Source organism: Microcoleus sp. B4-D4 (genome assembly GCF_036705185.1).
Classification (GTDB): Bacteria; Cyanobacteriota; Cyanobacteriia; order Cyanobacteriales; family Microcoleaceae; genus Microcoleus.
This window is the reverse complement of the sequence record NZ_JAUBTX010000033.1, coordinates 38,974-56,117: the sequence shown is the minus strand read 5'-3', so window position 1 is coordinate 56,117 and position 17,144 is coordinate 38,974. Positions and strand designations below refer to the sequence as shown.

7 protein-coding genes, 1 other RNA gene and 1 pseudogene are annotated in these 17,144 nt (G+C 44.2%); 5 read left to right on the top strand and 4 right to left on the bottom strand.

Annotated features, from left to right (window positions below; all coding sequences use genetic code 11):
- Positions 1-89 precede the first annotated feature (89 nt).
- From QUB13_RS21525 to QUB13_RS21510, 4 genes and pseudogenes are all read right to left on the bottom strand, one after another.
- Positions 90-5,444, bottom strand: a complete 5,355-nt coding sequence (locus QUB13_RS21525) for an AAA family ATPase (protein ID WP_333384549.1) — start codon at positions 5,442-5,444, stop codon at positions 90-92.
- The gene (locus tag QUB13_RS21520) at positions 5,437-5,565 is read right to left on the bottom strand and encodes a tetratricopeptide repeat protein (protein WP_333384546.1); all 129 of its coding nucleotides are present in this window, start codon (positions 5,563-5,565) and stop codon (positions 5,437-5,439) included. Before QUB13_RS21520 ends, QUB13_RS21525 begins: the two co-directional genes overlap by 8 nt.
- A gap of 414 nt (positions 5,566-5,979) precedes the next feature.
- A pseudogene (locus QUB13_RS21515) lies at positions 5,980-6,099 on the bottom strand (ISKra4 family transposase); the annotation flags it as partial.
- A gap of 242 nt (positions 6,100-6,341) precedes the next feature.
- Positions 6,342-8,090 carry an ABC transporter ATP-binding protein gene (locus QUB13_RS21510; RefSeq protein ID WP_333384543.1) on the bottom strand — a complete coding sequence of 583 codons (1,749 nt, stop codon included), beginning with the start codon at positions 8,088-8,090 and terminating at the stop codon, positions 6,342-6,344.
- Positions 8,091-8,429: 339 nt separating this feature from the next.
- Here QUB13_RS21510 and QUB13_RS21505 point away from each other — a divergent pair, with 339 nt between their 5' ends.
- The 5 genes from QUB13_RS21505 to rnpB all read left to right on the top strand — a co-directional run bounded on the left by QUB13_RS21505 (position 8,430) and on the right by rnpB (position 17,087).
- On the top strand, positions 8,430-8,645 hold the full coding sequence (locus QUB13_RS21505; RefSeq protein WP_333384540.1) for a hypothetical protein: 216 nt from the start codon (positions 8,430-8,432) through the stop codon (positions 8,643-8,645).
- Positions 8,646-8,697: 52 nt separating this feature from the next.
- Positions 8,698-10,389: a chaperonin GroEL gene (groL, locus tag QUB13_RS21500; RefSeq protein WP_333093329.1), complete on the top strand. Its 1,692-nt coding sequence runs from the start codon at positions 8,698-8,700 to the stop codon at positions 10,387-10,389.
- 532 nt (positions 10,390-10,921) lie between these two features.
- Entirely contained in the window at positions 10,922-15,154 is a 4,233-nt protein-coding gene (locus QUB13_RS21495) for a PAS domain-containing protein (RefSeq protein ID WP_333384537.1), read from the top strand.
- A 278-nt stretch (positions 15,155-15,432) separates the two neighbouring features.
- Positions 15,433-16,605 (top strand): magnesium/cobalt transporter CorA, encoded by a 1,173-nt coding sequence (corA, locus tag QUB13_RS21490; RefSeq protein WP_333093327.1) that lies wholly within the window; start codon positions 15,433-15,435, stop codon positions 16,603-16,605.
- Positions 16,606-16,660: 55 nt separating this feature from the next.
- Positions 16,661-17,087, top strand: an RNA gene (gene rnpB / locus QUB13_RS21485) — RNase P RNA component class A.
- The last annotated feature ends 57 nt before the right edge of the window (positions 17,088-17,144 follow it).

Here is a 17,144-nt window from a genome sequence, read left to right as displayed (position 1 = left end):
TGGCTCAGTAACTGAGTTTTTGCGTACTCAACAATTCAACTAGCCCGATCCTGTTTAGCGCTCCAGCCTCTTTTTGAGCTAACGCATCCTTAATCCCGATCGCCCTGAGTGCAGCGCTGCTGATAAATTTGAGCCGCTTTATCTGTAGGATTGTGGCGCAGGCACTCAGCAAACAATCGCTCCGCATCTCTAAGCTTTTGGCAATGGTAGAGTATCAAAGCTTCTTCAAATCGCGTTCTTGTGTCTAGTTTGCCCTCATAAGTCTCAGGCGGATCCGCATCGAAAACTTCAAACATCGATACCGCTTTTGATTTTCCCTTAACTTTTACGCGATCGATCAGACGAATAGCATACTGGTTAGAATCTGACAAAGACTGGAAAGTGTAGTTACTAATTAACATCGAAATTCCATATTGTTTAGTCAAGCTTTCTATCCGCGAGGCTAAATTCACTGCATCGCTAATCACCGTGCTATCCATCCGGTTTTTTCCCCCAACCGTACCGAGTATTAAAGAACCTGTATTGATGCCAATACCAATCTTAATCGGCACGTATCCAGAAGCAGTGCGATGTTGATTGTATTCGCTAAGACGATGCAGCATATCAATTCCTGCTTTCACTGCATTATCTGCCTCGCCACTAAATAGAGCCATAATTGCATCGCCAATATATTTATCAATAAACCCCTGATTTTCGATAATGGCGGGTTCCATTTGAGACAAATAGGCATTAATAAATTTGAAATTGTCTTGAGGGTTCATACTTTCCGACAAAGTTGTGAAGTCGCGAATATCGGAAAATAGTACCGACATATCCTGTTGAACTTGGTCGCCTAATTTAACATCAAGAATGCTCTCTTTATCCAAAATTTGGAGGAATTGACGGGGGACGAAGCGCTCAAAAGCCTGATTGAGTTCGGTGAGATTATTGTAGAGACTGGCATTTTCAATGGAAATTGCTGCCTGAGAGGAAAGCAGATTTAAGAGTTCTACGCGATCGGAAGTAAAAGCCTCTGTGGTTAGATTATTTTCTAAATAGATAATTCCTGTCAGTTTACCTTGATGTTGGAGAGGAAAGCACAAAATTGATTTAGGCTTATGCTCTTTGATATAGGGGGAATGAGCAAATTGAGGGTCATTAGCAGCATCGTTCAAGACTACACTTTCTTGCGTGCGAGCCACATAGTTAACAATCATGTGAGAGATTAGAAGTTGATCATCAGGTTCCCATACAGACTGGACAGGGATTGACTGCAACACAGTCACGCTATCTCGATCCGCAGAGCCTTCAGCTTCAATCAGCAATTTCCCCTTTTTTTCCAGAATCAAAAAGCCCTTTTGCGCTCCGGCATTCTCAATAATAATCCGCATCAATTTCGCCAGTAATTTATCTAGCACAATTTCTTCAGATAGGGTTTGTGAAGCTTTCATGACTGTGGTCAAATCCAGATCGGAAGAAGTGCTCCTGCCAGTTGTGGTAGGCGGCGTGGATATTTTTGTGCTAAGTGTTCCCCTGTTCGAGGGCTTTCTTTGTAATAACTGAGAATAGCGCGTATCTAAATCGTTAACTTTAGCTGTTGCACCCCAGCGGAGATAGCAATAACGGGCATCTTGCATATAGACTTGCGCGATTTTATCTTGACCTAAAGCGAGATAAAACTTAGCGGCGAGTTCGTGTGCCAGTGCTTCTTCATTGATGTATTCATGTTCTTGAGCAAGAGCAATAGCTTTTTTGTAATAGTCCATTGCCACAACCTCTGACCCTTGAACTCGGTGCAGTTCTGCTTCTACAAGATAAAATTTATGTAAATAATTCATTGGGGCATAATGCGCCCGTTTTTTGAGTTTTTTCTGGTTAGCTCGCACCCGATCGAGTAAGCGTTTCTGCTGAAATTTAGAGGTGGAAGAATATGTGGCAATTAGTGAGAGAGAATCGTAAAAGTAAACCAATGCAACGATCAGCATCGCTACTGCACTATCTATATATCTTGCTGCTAGTGCCGCATTTTCTAGGGCTTCCTCGTACTCTCCAAATAGGTAACAGAGCGTCAGTTTTTCAAGATATATGTGAAAAATTGCGATTCGGTCATTCGCCTCAATAGCCAGAGGCAGTATTTTCAACTCGTTATAACAATCACCAATTAAACGGCAGGGATTTTCCGATTGCCCCATCAAATTCAGCATCCTCTGCCGATTTAGATTAATCAAGTGAAAGCTTCGCTCTTGCTTTAATTTTTGGATGGCATTGCTGTATTTGTCCGACTCCCGCTCAACAACAGCTAACTCCTGCCCTATATAATAGGAATGGTAGGAGTACAGCGATAAGGAATATGCCCCATATTCTAAATCTCCTGTTTCTAGTCCGCTCGAATATGCGAGTAGTAAAGACTGTAATGTCTGCCTTCCATGCTCCCGCCAATGCCTGACAAAGTAATTAACTATATAGATTACTTTAGCTTTTACGTTCCTAGCATTGAGCCGCTCTAATAGACTTAAAGCTAGATTGCCAAATTTATACCCAGATTCAATGTCTCCTAATACTCCGCAAAGAATCAACCCATAAGCTGCATACATTATTGCCGAGAAGGAAGCATTGCCGTATTTAACCGATATATTGATGCCTTTAAAAACAACCAGAGGGAATAGGTTAGGAGCAGCTAGATAGGAAGCCGAAACTATTCTCGATAGAATACGAATTGCTGCCAACTGATCGGGAGCGGTCATTTCCGGTAAGTCGATTAAGTCTTCAATTCGTTTCCCCAACAAGGCTAACTTTGTCCCCATCAAACCGAGTAGAATATCTAATTTATTGGGCTTTTTGGGCAAGCTTACTCCCAACAGCTTCAGAACTGTTAATCCAGTATTAACTGCTTCTAATGGCTTGTTCTGTGCTAGATAAGCAGAGATTTTAACTTCATAAACTTTCACTTTATCTAGCTGTACTTTGCCCTGTTGCAGCACGACTGGAACTAACCTCTCCATTTCATCGAATTGACCGCACAAATAGGCAGCTTCTGCGGCTTCTATATACAGAGCAAGTGTAGTATCGTACTGCGTCTGCCAACTTGACTCCCCTTCACTTCCCCCCGAACTCTGGGAACACTGAAGGGGGTTCAATAATTCTAAGCCGACTGTTAGGTAGGTAAGGGCGGGTTGATAAGCGGCTGAGGCTTTTGCTTTCTTGCCAGCGATGAGATTTAACTTTGCCAATTCATCTCGTTTCTGCTGGCTTTCAAGCAGGTTGCTGCCGAAATTCAGTTGATTAACAATGTCAAAGATTTTTTCCTCTTGCTGCTGGAGGGGGGTATTATTCAGCAGCAACTGACCGATTTGCAGATGGCTAGCTTGCTTGCGGTGTGAGGGAATCAGAGAGTAGGCGGCTTGTTGGATGCGATCATGCACAAACCGATAAGCTACCTTGAATTGATCCGGATTTAGGTCTGTTTGCAGAAATTTGTAATCATCTCCCACTGGAACAATTAGACCTTCTCGCACGGCTGACCAGAGTTCGTTTGCCGTTTCTTTTTGCGGCTTTTCACCTACAATTGAGAGAATCTTTAAATCAAACTGGTTGCCAATACAAGCAGCCGTTTTCAAAATCTCTTGCGTCAGTTCTGGTAATTTTTGGATTTTTTGAGTCATCAACTCAACGACATTATCAGTAATATTTTGTGCTTGAATTTGCTCCAAATTCCACTGCCAACTGCCACTGAGTAAATCGAAATCTAATAGGTTTTCTGTATAAAGCGACTGGAGAAATTCTTTCAGAAAGAACGGATTACCCTGAGTTTTGGTAAGCAGTAATTCGGCTAATGGTTTTGCTCTTTGGGCGTCGCACTTAAGCGTATCGGCAATTAATTGATTGATACAAGTTAAATCTAACGGCGATAGCAATATAGAATTTACTGTTGCTCCAGTTTTTTGAATTTCTGATAAGGTAATTTTTAAGGGATGGGCTGCACTGACTTCATTATCTCGATATGCTCCAATTAGCAGGATATTTTTTGTATCTACATCAGTCATCATTAACTGCATTAATTTCAGAGTAGCGGAGTCCGCCCACTGTAAGTCATCGAGAAAGATAACTAAGGGATGTTCGGCTTGACAAAAGACTTGAATGAAGTTTTGAAAGACTAAGTTAAATCGATTTTGGGACTCTGCTGCTGCGAGTTCTAATACGGCTGGTTGCTTGCCAATAATCAGTTCGACTTCAGGAATAACATCAATAATAATTTGTCCGTTGGTTCCCAATGTTGATACTACTTTGTCATGCCATACCTGTAGTTGTTCGGACGTTTCAGTAAGCAGTTGCTGCACTAATTCTCGAAATGCAATGACAATAGCACTGTAAGGAATATTGCGTTGAAATTGGTCAAACTTACCAGAAATGTAATAACCGCGTCGTTCGGTAATTGGTTTATAGATTTCCTGCACTAATACTGATTTACCAATCCCGGAATACCCAGCAACAAGCATAAGTTGGCTGGTATCATTAGTTATCCGGTCAAAAGCTGAGAGTAAAGTTTCAATTTGGGTTGACCTGCCATAGAGCTTTTGCGGGATTTGAAATTTATCAGAAATATCTTGTTGGCCCACAAAAAAATGTTCGATTCTCTCATCTGCTTCTAGCTGCTTTAGACATAGCGCCAAATCGTTTCTGATCCCTAAAGCATTTTGGTATCGTTCCTCTGCTGTTTTCGCCATGAGTTTCATCACGATTTCTGAAACGACTAGAGGAATTTCGGGATTAACTCTATGGGGTGAGACGGGTTGTCTAGCAATATGACAATGAACCAACTCCATTGCATCGGTAGCGTCAAAAGGCAATTGGTTTGTCAATATTTTATAGAAGGTAACTCCGAGCGAGTAAAAATCAGTGCGGTAATCTATGGCTCGATTCATCCTGCCTGTTTGTTCGGGAGAAATATAAGCTAATGTTCCCTCTAAAACATTAGGGTTTTTTAAGGCAGTGTTTTCCCTTGATAAGATTGTGGACAAGCCAAAGTCAATAATTTTTAATTGTTTTGCTTGAAAATTAAAAACAATATTGGACAGGTTAATGTCTTTATGAATAATATTTGATTGATGAATTATACTCAGAGATTCAGTGATTTGAATGGCGATTTTGAGAAATTCTAATAATGTGAATTGTCTTTTTTTTAGAATTTCCTCTAAAGATTCTCCTCCAAAATCCTCTAATAGCATTACCAGCGTGTTATTGTGTCTTCGGATCTCGTGAGCCTTAATAACTCCTTGGCAGTCAAAGCTGCGCGTGATTTCATATTCCTGCTGGTAACGGACAAGTTCGGCGGGGGCAGGATAATCTTCTTTGAGGACTTTCAGGATCAGCGGTTGGTTATCCTGTTCTCTAATTCCCCGATAGACAATAGAATTGTCACTTTCGTAAATTTGGGCTAAAACTTTAATTCCAGGGAGTTTAATCATGTTTGGCTTTCCATCTTTGGTAGTTATGAACGTTACGGGCGATGGTCAACGACTGCTGATGGTACTCGATCGCCTTGGCATAGTTGCCTAGGGAAGTGTAAACATTTCGCAGATTACCCAATGCTGCTCCCTCACCTTAGCGGTCTTTAATCTCTCGGTAGATAATCAATGTCTGTTGACTAAAGTGCAATCAACCCTGGAACCCTTGTTCCTGAGTTTAGATCAAAGTTGGCTGACCGTTGTTCAATTCTAAGCGGCTGGATTTTAACCACAAAAACTTTTACCTTATTCGATCGCGAAAAGCGCTGATCAGACACTTCGCATAAAACTCGGTGCCCGTGGCCTTACAATGAACGCCCTTGCTACATAACGCAAAGCTTACGCAGAAGCCTTCATAAAAGAAATACGGTAAGTGGGAAACTAATCGCACTTACTCCTGAGAAGGAAACGACGCGAGGGACTTCAGTCCCCGTGAATCTTAAAAAGGGGGTGGAAATGGTTGGGAGCATCTCAGTTATGAAATAAGTAGAAATACTCAGGCAAAAGCCAGATTAAGATAAGAGCAGCGATGCTTGAGAACTTGAGAGATATTGTTGCGGTTCCATTGAGCGCCCGATATTTTAATTCTACGCCCAATCTGCTTAATGGTCGATTGGGAGCATCTCAGTTTTGATTTAATGCGTGCTTTCCCCACTCGCCATCCAACACTCGCGAGAGGGGACAACACTGTAAAGAAATTGTTTTTTGCATTCATTGAGATGCTCTCCCCATATTCTTGCACTTTTGGCTGGAGTCTCTAATATTTTAGTGCCGCTTTATGGAGAATTTGTATAAACACTTTCCCGAGGATTGGAATTGGTAAAGTATTTAGTACAAACCTGTGGACACGGGTACAAGTCAATGCAGCAATTCTTCTAGTTTTTGCTGGTTCCACAGATACTGATAAAGCCCTGGTTGTCCTACCAATTCTGCGTGAGTGCCACTTTGGACTATTTCTCCTTTTTCCATGACGAAAATGCGATCGGCTGTAGCAGCAGCGGACATCTGATGGGAGATGAAAATCACTGTTTTGCGATCGGTTCCTGTTGCCAAGTTATGCAGAATATCGGTAGCTGTTTGATTGTCTACGCTGGAAAGAGCGTCGTCCAAAATTAGCACGGGAGCGTCAACTAATAAGGCTCTGGCTAATGCTGTCCGCTGCCGCTGTCCGCCGGATAAGGTAATGCCGCGTTCGCCGACAACTGTTTTGTATTGCTGCGGAAAGTTGAGGATTTCGGGGTGAATTTGCGCTTGTTTGGCTGCTGATTCAACTTCTGGCTGTTCTGCTAAGGGATTGCCGTAGCGGATGTTATTCTTGATGGTAGTGCCGAACAAAAAGCTTTCTTGGGGCACGTAGGCGATCGCCCCGCGCAATTGGTTCAACTTCACTTCGGTAATATCGTGTCCGTCCAAAAATAATTCACCCGGATCGATATCTAGCAAGCGCGGCAGTGCGTTAGCTAAGGTTGATTTTCCAGAGCCGATCGCCCCAACAACTGCGACTGTTTCCCCCGGTTTTATGGTAAAATTGACATTCTTGAGCGCGGGTGTCTTAGCACCGGGATAAGTATAATTTAAGTTGCTGGCAGCAATTTCGCCGATTACTGGAGTTGGTATTTCAACTGCACCTGCAGCATCCTTAATTTGCGCTTCCACAGTGAGAATTGATTCGATGCGATCGACACTGACTTCTCCGCGCTGGTAAGCAGTAATTGTGAAACCCAACAGCGCTGTCGGAAACACCAAACGCTCGACGTAAATCAGCAGCGCCACAAAATCGCCGATGCTAATTTCGCCCTTAGCAATTGCGCCGCCGCCAGCAGAAAGCAGCACTAACAAGCTGATGCTTGCCAAACCGCCCAGCAGTGGAAAAAGAAAGTTTCTGGTTTTTGCGAGTTCCAAATTTGCTGATAGCAATTGGGCGTTAGAATTGCGAAAAGCGCGGCGTTCATTTTCTTCTTGAGCGTAGATTTTAATTACGGAAATGCCGCTCATATCTTCTTGAATCAAATCGCTCATTGCCGATAGTTCTTCTTGTACGGCTAATTGCTGGATGCGAAGTTTGTCGCTAAATAACTGCACCAAAACTAGCATTACAGGATAAACTGCGATCGCCAACAGCGTCAGCCGTACATCAATTCCCAGCATCACTGGCAAAGTCAAAGCATAGGCAAAAGCTGTATTCGCCAAACTCAGCACCGCAAACCCCACCAAGCGGCGAATGTTGTCTAAATCGGAAGTAGCCCGGTTAATTAAATCCCCTACTGTATTAACAGCAAAATAAGACGGTTCTAATGTTAATAAATGATTAAATATTTGCTGTTTGAGGTCAAATTCAACTTGACGGCCCACGCCAAACAGCAAAATCCGCGACACCATCCGAATTCCCCACATAATTGAGGCGAGGAGCAGAATTAGGAGCACGTAGTTGAAAACTTGGTCAAATTTAGTTGCAACTTGGAGAGTGTCAATGGCATTCCGAATCAGCAGGGGAATGTAAACGCCCACAGCATTGACAATTAATAGCGATAAAACGCCCCAGAATGCGGGTTTCCAGTGGGGGCGCATATAAGAACCGAGTTTTTGTAGTCGAGAATAACGAGCCATTATGTTAAGTCAGTTGTCAGTTGTCAGTTGTTAGTTGTCAGTTGTCAGTTGTCAGTTGTTAGTTGTCAGTTGTCAGTTGTCAGTTGTCAGTTGTCAGTTGTCAGTTGTCAGTTGTTAGTTGTCAGTTGGTAGGGGCGGTGCCCCGTGCCCGCCCTCTTAGTTGTCAGTTGGTAGGGGCGGTGGATGGTGCGTGCCCGTCCTCTTAGTTGTCAGTTGGTAGTTGTCAGTTGTCCGTTGTCATTAGGAAGAAGGCATGAAAGGCTTTGCTCAAGGTAAAAAGAAGCTAGAAGGAAGCTCTATCCTAAGCTAGACGATCGATCGAAGTTAAGAATTTTTTGAATGAAAATTGTGCTTTGGGATGACTGGCTATCAAAATTGGGATTGGACTTGAGACAAAAGCCGATCGCGCGAAATGACACAAACCACATTATATCCGTGGAGACACCACAGCGCCGTGTCCTGAGCCACCCGCACTCCTCGCCCGCCATCCCCAATCCGCCTCCCCCATCCCCTAGAAAGCTGGGGTGCGCTACAATCAAAAATCGATCGGCTTAGCACTCAGACTCAGAGAGTGCTAAATTTGCTATGTAAGCCAAAGGAGACAAACATGACCAAAATAGTTGCATTTAGCGACAAATCTAGGCGGGCACTAGAACGCGGGGTAAATCAACTCGCCGATGCAGTCCGCATCACCTTGGGCCCGAAAGGCCGGAACGTCCTATTAGAAAAAAAATACGGTGCTCCTCAAATCGTTAACGACGGTATCACCGTTGCTAGGGAAATCGAACTCGAAGACCCCCTGGAAAATGCCGGCGCTCGCTTAATTCAAGAAGTCGCCTCCAAAACTAAAGATATCGCAGGCGACGGCACTACAACCGCCACGGTGATCGCTCAATCTCTGATTCGCGAAGGTTTGAAAAACGTCGCAGCAGGCGCAAATCCAGTCGCCCTGCGCCGGGGTATTGACAAAACGATCGCCCATTTGGTCAAAGAAATCGAAAAATTGGCGAAACCAGTCGAAGGCGCGGCCATTGCTCAGGTCGCCACTGTCTCCGCCGGTAACGACGAAGAAGTAGGCGCGATGATCGCGCAAGCAATGGAAAAAGTCACCAAAGACGGCGTAATTACTGTTGAAGAGTCGAAATCTCTGTTAACAGAATTGGAAGTTGTCGAAGGGATGCAGTACGATCGCGGATATCTTTCGCCGTATTTTGTCACCAATAGCGATCGCATGGAAGTTGAGTATGAAAATGCTCGCATCCTGATCACCGACAAAAAAATTAACTCCATTCAAGAATTAATTCCGGTTCTCGAAAAAGTCGCCCGCACCGGTCAACCCCTGCTAATTATCGCCGAAGATATTGAAGGCGAAGCTTTGGCAACTTTGGTCATCAACAAAGCTCGTGGCGTGTTGAACGTCGCAGCTACCAAATCTCCTGGTTTTGGCGATCGACGCAAGGCTATGCTACAAGATATCGCCGTTCTGACCGGCGGTCAACTGATTTCCGAAGAAGTCGGACTCAGCATTGATACCGCAACACTAGAAATGCTCGGTACCGCCCGCAAAATTACGATCGACAAAGAAAACACGATCATTGTCGCTGGCGATGAACACAAAGCTGACGTGCAAACACGGATCGAGCAAATTCGCAAGCAACTAGCAGCGACGGATTCCGATTACGATCAAGAAAAATTGAGCGAACGCATTGCCAAACTAGCTGGCGGTATCGCTGTAATTAAAGTAGGCGCAGCTACCGAAACCGAGCTCAAAGACCGCAAACTTCGCATTGAAGATGCTCTCAACGCTACTAAAGCTGCTGTGGAAGAAGGCATCGTCGCAGGAGGCGGCACGACGCTGATTCACCTGATTACCAAAATAGATGCAATCAAAAACACTTTAGACGCTGAAGAACAAGTAGGCGCTGACTTGGTTGCGAAGGCTTTGGAAGCTCCTTTGCGTCAAATCGCTGATAATGCGGGCGTTGAAGGTTCGATCGCGATCGAGCGAGTGCGCGCGAGCGAGTTGAACATTGGCTACAACGCTCTCACCGACGTGTACGAAGATATGATTGCCGCCGGGATTATCGATCCGGCTAAGGTTGTGCGATCGGCTTTACAGAATGCCGGTTCCATTGCTGGCATGGTGTTGACCACCGAAGCCGTGATTGTCGAAAAACCCGAGAAGAAAAAAGCCGGCGGCGACATGGGCGACATGGGCGGCATGGGCGGCATGGGCGGCATGGGCGGCATGGGCGGCATGGGCGGCATGGGCGGCATGGGCGGCATGGGCATGATGTAGTCCCCACTTTGTAGGGTGCCGCACTGCGCACCTTCGGCAACTTTTGTAATAAACCGGTGCGCATTGCGCACCCTACAAACTCAACTGCGCACCTTCGGCAAATCTGTAGGGTGCGCACTTCCAGCCCGGTTAAAATGATAAATTTGAGCACAAAAAAAGCAGGAAACTTGGTAAACCGATGCCGGCGCGGTGGGCAACAAACTCAACCGGTGCGCAGTGCACACCCTACAAACTAAGATTCTCCCCATCTCCCCATCTCCCCATCTCCCCATCTCCCCATCTCCCCATCTCCCCATCTCCCCATCTCCCCATCTCCCTTTTCTATCCGATGCGTCTTGTTAAAAAAAAGCATCTGCTCTAATTAAGTTATATTCATACAAATACTATTTCCTGAAAATTATTGTATCCTAGAGAGTTGAGCCGAAAACTGCACCGGGAATCGCAGCAGTCAAGTGTGCAAAAATATTTGATTGGGTTAAACTAATTTTAGGAAAAATTTAAAGCTTTACTTGCAAGCGATCGCAAAATACCCATGCAGGAAGTTATCAACTCGTTACAGTCTTTTTTCTCTAACTCTGTTGATGCTTTCCTAGAGTGCGATCGACAGCAAAACTACCTATACATCAATCCCGTTGCTGCTGCTTGGATGGGATTGGAGCCTGCTGAAATAGTCAACAAAACTAACCAAGAATTATTGCAATTATATCCCAATAATTCTGCTCTCAAAAACATAATCTCGCAGATTGATTCCTGCCTGCAACAAGTATTTATCACAGGGGAAAAAAAGCTGGCCATTCACGAGGTGAGGGCGGCAGACGGCGGAATTAAAATTTACGAAACGGCTTACACGCCAGCGGTGGATGCCTCTAGCAACCAGATGCGGGTTTTGGGTGTCGGTAGGGATATCACCAGGCACTACCGCTGGCAGCAAGAGAAAACTCAGCAGTTGCGCCGATCGAATCATTTACTGTGGTTGAATGCAGCTAACAGTCCGCTGGCAATGGTAGGCTGGGATGAAAATTTCCGAATCGTTCAGTGGTCTAAACGCGCCCAAGAAATCTTTGGCTGGACATCGGATGATATGCTGGGCAAGCATTTCGGCGATTTGGATTTGGTTTGCGAAGAAGAAAGAGAGGCTGTAAGCGCGATCGAACTAGAACTAGCCTCTGGGAATGGCAATATTTCCATCAATCAAAATAAAACTAAAAGCGGACAAGTTATTTGGTGTCGCTGGTTCAACTCAATTATTCGCAGCGGCGACTCTTTTACCGTACTTTCTTTGGTGGAAGACATCACAGATCGCAAACGATTGGAAGCAGAAAAAGCCCAAGCTTCTCGCCTCACAGCAATGGTAGCCGATGTCGGTATTGCCCTCACCAAACACCCTCAAGATATCCTGCTTCCTTGCTGCGAGGCAATGGTGCGAAATATTGATGTCGCCTCCGCTGAAATTTGGACTTTAAACTCTCAATCCAATATTTGGGAGTTGCAAGCAGCCTCTGGAATCTACAGCCGCACAGGCGATCGGGCTAGCTTTATTGCAAGTAAGGTTAACTCGATCGCCCAACAGCAAAAACCGCAATTTGACTGCGGATTTGAACTGAATAATTTTGGACTTCTAGAAGAAAAATCCGAAGTTACAGGGTTATGCAGTTCCGAATTAGCAATTATCAACAGCCGCCAAAATCCGGCAAATTGCCAAATTCCCCAGCAGATTTTTACCTTCGCCGGCTACCCCTTAATAGTCGAAGAAAGGCTGGTGGGAGTCATGGTAATTATCAGCTTAAAGCCGCTGACAGCACCATTTCAAGAAACTTTAGCATCCGTTGCCGATGTCATAGCTTTAGGCATCGAACGCAAGCGCGCAGAAGCTGAATTAAAATCCGCTAAAGGGTTCCTCAATTCCGTAGTAGAAAATCTGCCCGTGGGAGTTTTTGCTAAAGATGCTTCTTCGCTAAAATTTGTGCTGTGGAATAAGGCCGGGGAAGCGATCGCAGGTGTTACCTCTCAAGAGGCGATCGGCAAAAATGACTACGATATTTATCCCAAAGAACAAGCTGATGTTTTTGCGGCTCAAGATAGGGAAATATTGACAGCTCATCGCAACCAATCTACGGTTAAAGAAATAGCCGAAGAGCCGATCCAAACTCGCCACAAAGGTATGAGAATACTGCACACCCGCAAAGTGCCAATTCTCGACGCTCAGGGGCATCCTCAGTACGTGTTGGGTATTACAGAAGATATTACTGAACGCAGGCAGGTAGACGAAAGCGTGCGCCTCTATGACCAAATAGTGGAGAATATGCAGATTGGTTTGTACGTCTATCATTTGGAAGATATAGAGGATGATAGTACATTAAGGGCGATCGCCTCTAATCCCGCTGCTACCCTGTTTACCGGATTAGAAATGGCCGACGTTTTGGGCATGACAATCGACGAGATTTTTCCCCACCTGCGATCGAAAAACATTCCCCAAGCATTTGCTTCGGTAATTCGCAGCCAAAAAGCCATAGAAGTTGAAGATATTGACTGCGATGAATGCGACAGAATAACTCGTGCTTTTTCTATTAAAGCTTTTCCTTTACCTAACAACTGCGTCGGCGTTGCTTTTGAAAACATTACAACTCGCAAGTGCCTGGAACTAGAACTGCAGGTAGCTTTGGAACAAACCGAAAGTTCCGAACAACTGCTCCGCACGGTAATAGACAAAACCAGCGACTGGATTTTTGCCAAAGACAAACAATTTCGCTATATTTTGGTCAACAAAAGTTTAGCTCAAGCTATCGGCAAAACAGTCGAACAAATAATTGGCAAATCCGATTTAGAATTAGGATTTTCAGAAGATCTAGTATTTGGGAATGCTGCAGAAAATATCCGAGGATTCCGCACAGACGACTCTGCTGTACTAGCTGGCGAAATTATCCACAATCCCTGCGATGCGGCAACTCTTGCTGATGGTTCAGTACATATTTTAGACACCCAAAAAGTCCCTCTGCGCGACGCTGAAGGTAATATATTTGCAGTGCTAGGTTTCACTCACGACATTACAGAACGCCATGAATCAGAAGCAGCTTTGCGTAGAAGTGAATCAAGATTTCGCTCTTTGGTAGCTAATATTCCCGGAGTTGTTTATCGCTGGGAATGCGATTTTTCGACAAGTTTTATTAGCGATGCCGTTTACTTACTAGCGGGCTACCATGCTGCGGATTTTATTTCGCCTTTGGAGATGGGAAGCCGGACTTTTGTTAGCATTATTTACCAGGAAGATTTGGCAAAAGTAGAAGCAACAATTCGGCAATCAATAGAAAGCAAACAGTCTTATAATTTGGAATACCGCTTGTTAGCAGCAGATAACACGGTTAAATGGGTGTGGGATAAAGGTTCTCCTGTGTTCGACGCAGATGGGAGCGTTTTCTGTTTGGACGGGGTGATTTTGGATATTAGCGATCGCTACTATGCCCAAGAAGCATTGCACCAAAAAACTTCCGAGTTAGAAGCTGTTTTTCTGGCCCTGCCCGATTTGTATTTCCGTCTCAACGCTGACGGCGTTATTTTGGATTACTTATCAGGAAATTATGCGGATTTGTACCTGAGCCCCGAGCATTTTGTGGGCAAACGAATGGCAGATATATTGCCGGTCAACGTCGCCAGCCAGTTCGATCTGGCAATGGTGGAAGTTTCCGAAAACAGAACTCCGGTTAATCTAGAGTATTCGCTACCAATGCCGGCAGGAGAAGAAACTTATGAAGCTAGATTGCTGCCTCTTAACTCGAATCAGGCGATCGTTATTGCTCGCAATATTACTAAGCGCAAACAAGCCGAATCTCAATTAAAAGATAAAAATACCCAATTAGAGCAAACATTGAAACAATTAGGAAAAACTCAAGCTCAACTAATTCATGCGGAAAAAATGTCTAGTTTGGGACAGCTAGTCGCGGGAATTGCTCACGAAATTAATAATCCTGTCAGTTTTATTTACGGTAATATTATTCACGCGAGCCTGTATGCGAATAATTTGCTACAATTGTGTACTTTGTATCAAGAACATTACCCGGAACCTGTTGCTGCGATCGCGAATTTTGCTGAGGAAATAGAAGTCGAATTTATGAAAGAAGATTTCCCGCACCTGCTGACTTCAATTCAAACTGGAGCCGATCGCATTCGTGAAATTGTTCTGTCTTTACGCAACTTTGCCCGCCTGGAAGAATCAGATATTAAGCGTGTTGATATTCACGAAGGAATTGACAGCGCGCTATTAATTTTGCAACACAAATTTAAAGAAAATGGTAGAAATCGCCCGATTGAAATAATTAAAGAATATGGGACGCTGCCACAAGTAGAATGCTACGCTGGACAGTTAAATCAAGTGTTTATGAATATATTAAGTAATGCCATTGATGCTTTGGCAAGTGTGAGAAATAGAAAGTGGGAATTGCCTAGTCCAACGGATGTCCAACGGCAAAATTCTACGAGTTTACCTTTGGGTTGTGACGCATTACCTTTGATTCGGATTCGCACGGAGGTTTTGGAGAACAATTGGGTGGCGATCGCCATTTCAGATAACGGCGCGGGAATGGCAGAGTCTGTAAAATCTCGGATATTTGACCCGTTTTTTACGAATAAACCAGTAGGTAAGGGTACTGGTTTGGGATTGTCTATCTCTTATCAGATTGTGGTGGAAAGACACAGGGGCGCGCTGCGCTGCATTTCGGTGCCGGGAGAGGGAACTGAATTTGCGATCGAGATTCCCATGCGGCAAAGATAATACGATTTTAGAATTGGGAATTGGGAATTGGGAATTGGGAATTGGTGATTGAATAGTCGTAGGGTGTGTCGTTATACAAAATCGCTAAAAAATATCGACAATTGAGCGATCGACGCACCCGAAAAACTGGGTCATTGTCAATAAACACAACTTTTAACGATACATCTTACGAATACTCCAAATACTGTTGCATGAAATTTCAGAAATGCTATGAATTATTAGTTATACTGAAAAAAATGATAGCCTAATTAAAAACACTAAAAGTTGGGGATATTCACATGGCATACAAAGGCATAAAAAATACTTCGAGTGTATTTCAAAAACCCATTAAAGATGATGATGATGATTCCTACGTTGATTATTTTTATGACCATCCGGGGGCGCTGCCGGGGACTCTAGACTTAGAACCGGATGCGCCACCTCCAGACATTGTATTAATTGACTATTGCGAAACCAAAGCTACTCGCCCTAAAAAATTGTTAAATCCTCAAGAAGCTGCTGCCTATTTAGATACAAAATCTGTTTCTTGGGTTGATATGTTGGGATTGGGCAACAAAGAAACTTGGCGACAAATGAGCGATGTTTTTAATTTGCACGTAATGGCTCAGGAAGATGTAGTAAATATTCCCCAACGCCCGAAAGTTGTAGACTATGAAGAACACCTTTTAATTATTGCCTGGATGGTGATGATTAAGCCTAATTCAGATAATTTTCATAAAGAACAAGTTAGTTTCATTTTGGGCAAACATTACCTGCTAAGTGTTCAGGAAGAACCGGACTATGATTGTTTCGATCCGGTGCGCGAGCGAATTCGCAAAGGACAAGGAGCTATTCGCAAGCACGGAGCAGATTATCTTGCTTATACTCTGTTGGATTCGATTATAGATGGATTTTTCCCCGTATTAGAACTTTACGGAGAGCGGATTGAAGAATTAGAGGATGAAGTGGTGGTGAACCCCAATCGCCAAACCCTGGAAAAAATCTATAAAATTCGGCGAGAATTGCTGACGCTGCGCCGCGCCATTTGGCCGCAGCGGGATGCAATTAATGTTTTGATTCGAGATAGCAGCGATTTGATTACTCCAGAGGTGCGAATTTACTTGCGTGACTGTTACGATCACACGGTGCAGGTGATGGATATGGTGGAAACCTATCGAGAGTTATCGTCGGGTTTGATGGATGTTTATCTGTCTTCGGTTGGCAATAAGATGAATGAAATCATGAAATTGCTAACGGTGATTTCGAGTATTTTTATTCCGTTAACTTTTGTGGCGGGAGTATACGGGATGAATTTCAATACAGAAAAATCGCCTTTGAATATGCCGGAACTGAACTGGTATTTTGGCTATCCGCTTTGTTGGGCGTTGATGGTGGCGATCGCGTCTAGTTTAGTTTTCTTCTTTTGGCGGCGCGGCTGGTTTGAAAATTTTTCTACTATTAAAGATGATTGAAATCTAAAATCCTCAATTGATTGACGAACGATCGCGTACAATAAGTCTGGGGAAAAAAGTAGGCGCAGGCGGTTGCGGATTGGCGAAAGCTGGTCTGAGGAAAGTCCGGGCTCCCGAAAAACCAAACTTGCTGGGTAACGCCCAGTGCGAGCGATCGTGAGGATAGTGCCACAGAAAGATACCGCCCCCCGATTTGAGATTAGAGATTGGAGATTGCATCAAAAATCGATCGTCAAAAATTGCAAGTTGTTAGGGGGTAAGGGTGCAAAGGTGCGGTAAGAGCGCACCAGCAGCATCGAGAGGTGCTGGCTAGGTAAACCCCGGTTGGGAGCAAGGTCGGAGGGACTATGGTTGGTTTTTTACCAGTTCCGTTTTTTGGTACCGCTTGAGGCGTTTGGTAACAAACGTCCCAGATAGATAACTGCCATCGAAAAGTGCTTGCATTTGAGAGAACAGAACCCGGCTTATGTCCGACTTTTTTCCCTCCAAAAATCCCAGAGTGGGAGAGTGGGAGAATTTTTATATATTATTTTTAGAAT

Coding starts and splice junctions, on each gene's coding strand:
- QUB13_RS21495 (WP_333384537.1), top strand. CDS start 10,922: ATGCAGGAAGTTATCAACTCGTTACAGTCTTTTTTCTCTAACTCTGTT.
- QUB13_RS21505 (WP_333384540.1), top strand. CDS start 8,430: ATGAAAATTGTGCTTTGGGATGACTGGCTATCAAAATTGGGATTGGAC.
- QUB13_RS21510 (WP_333384543.1), bottom strand. CDS start 8,090: ATGGCTCGTTATTCTCGACTACAAAAACTCGGTTCTTATATGCGCCCC.
- corA (WP_333093327.1), top strand. CDS start 15,433: ATGGCATACAAAGGCATAAAAAATACTTCGAGTGTATTTCAAAAACCC.
- QUB13_RS21525 (WP_333384549.1), bottom strand. CDS start 5,444: ATGATTAAACTCCCTGGAATTAAAGTTTTAGCCCAAATTTACGAAAGT.
- groL (WP_333093329.1), top strand. CDS start 8,698: ATGACCAAAATAGTTGCATTTAGCGACAAATCTAGGCGGGCACTAGAA.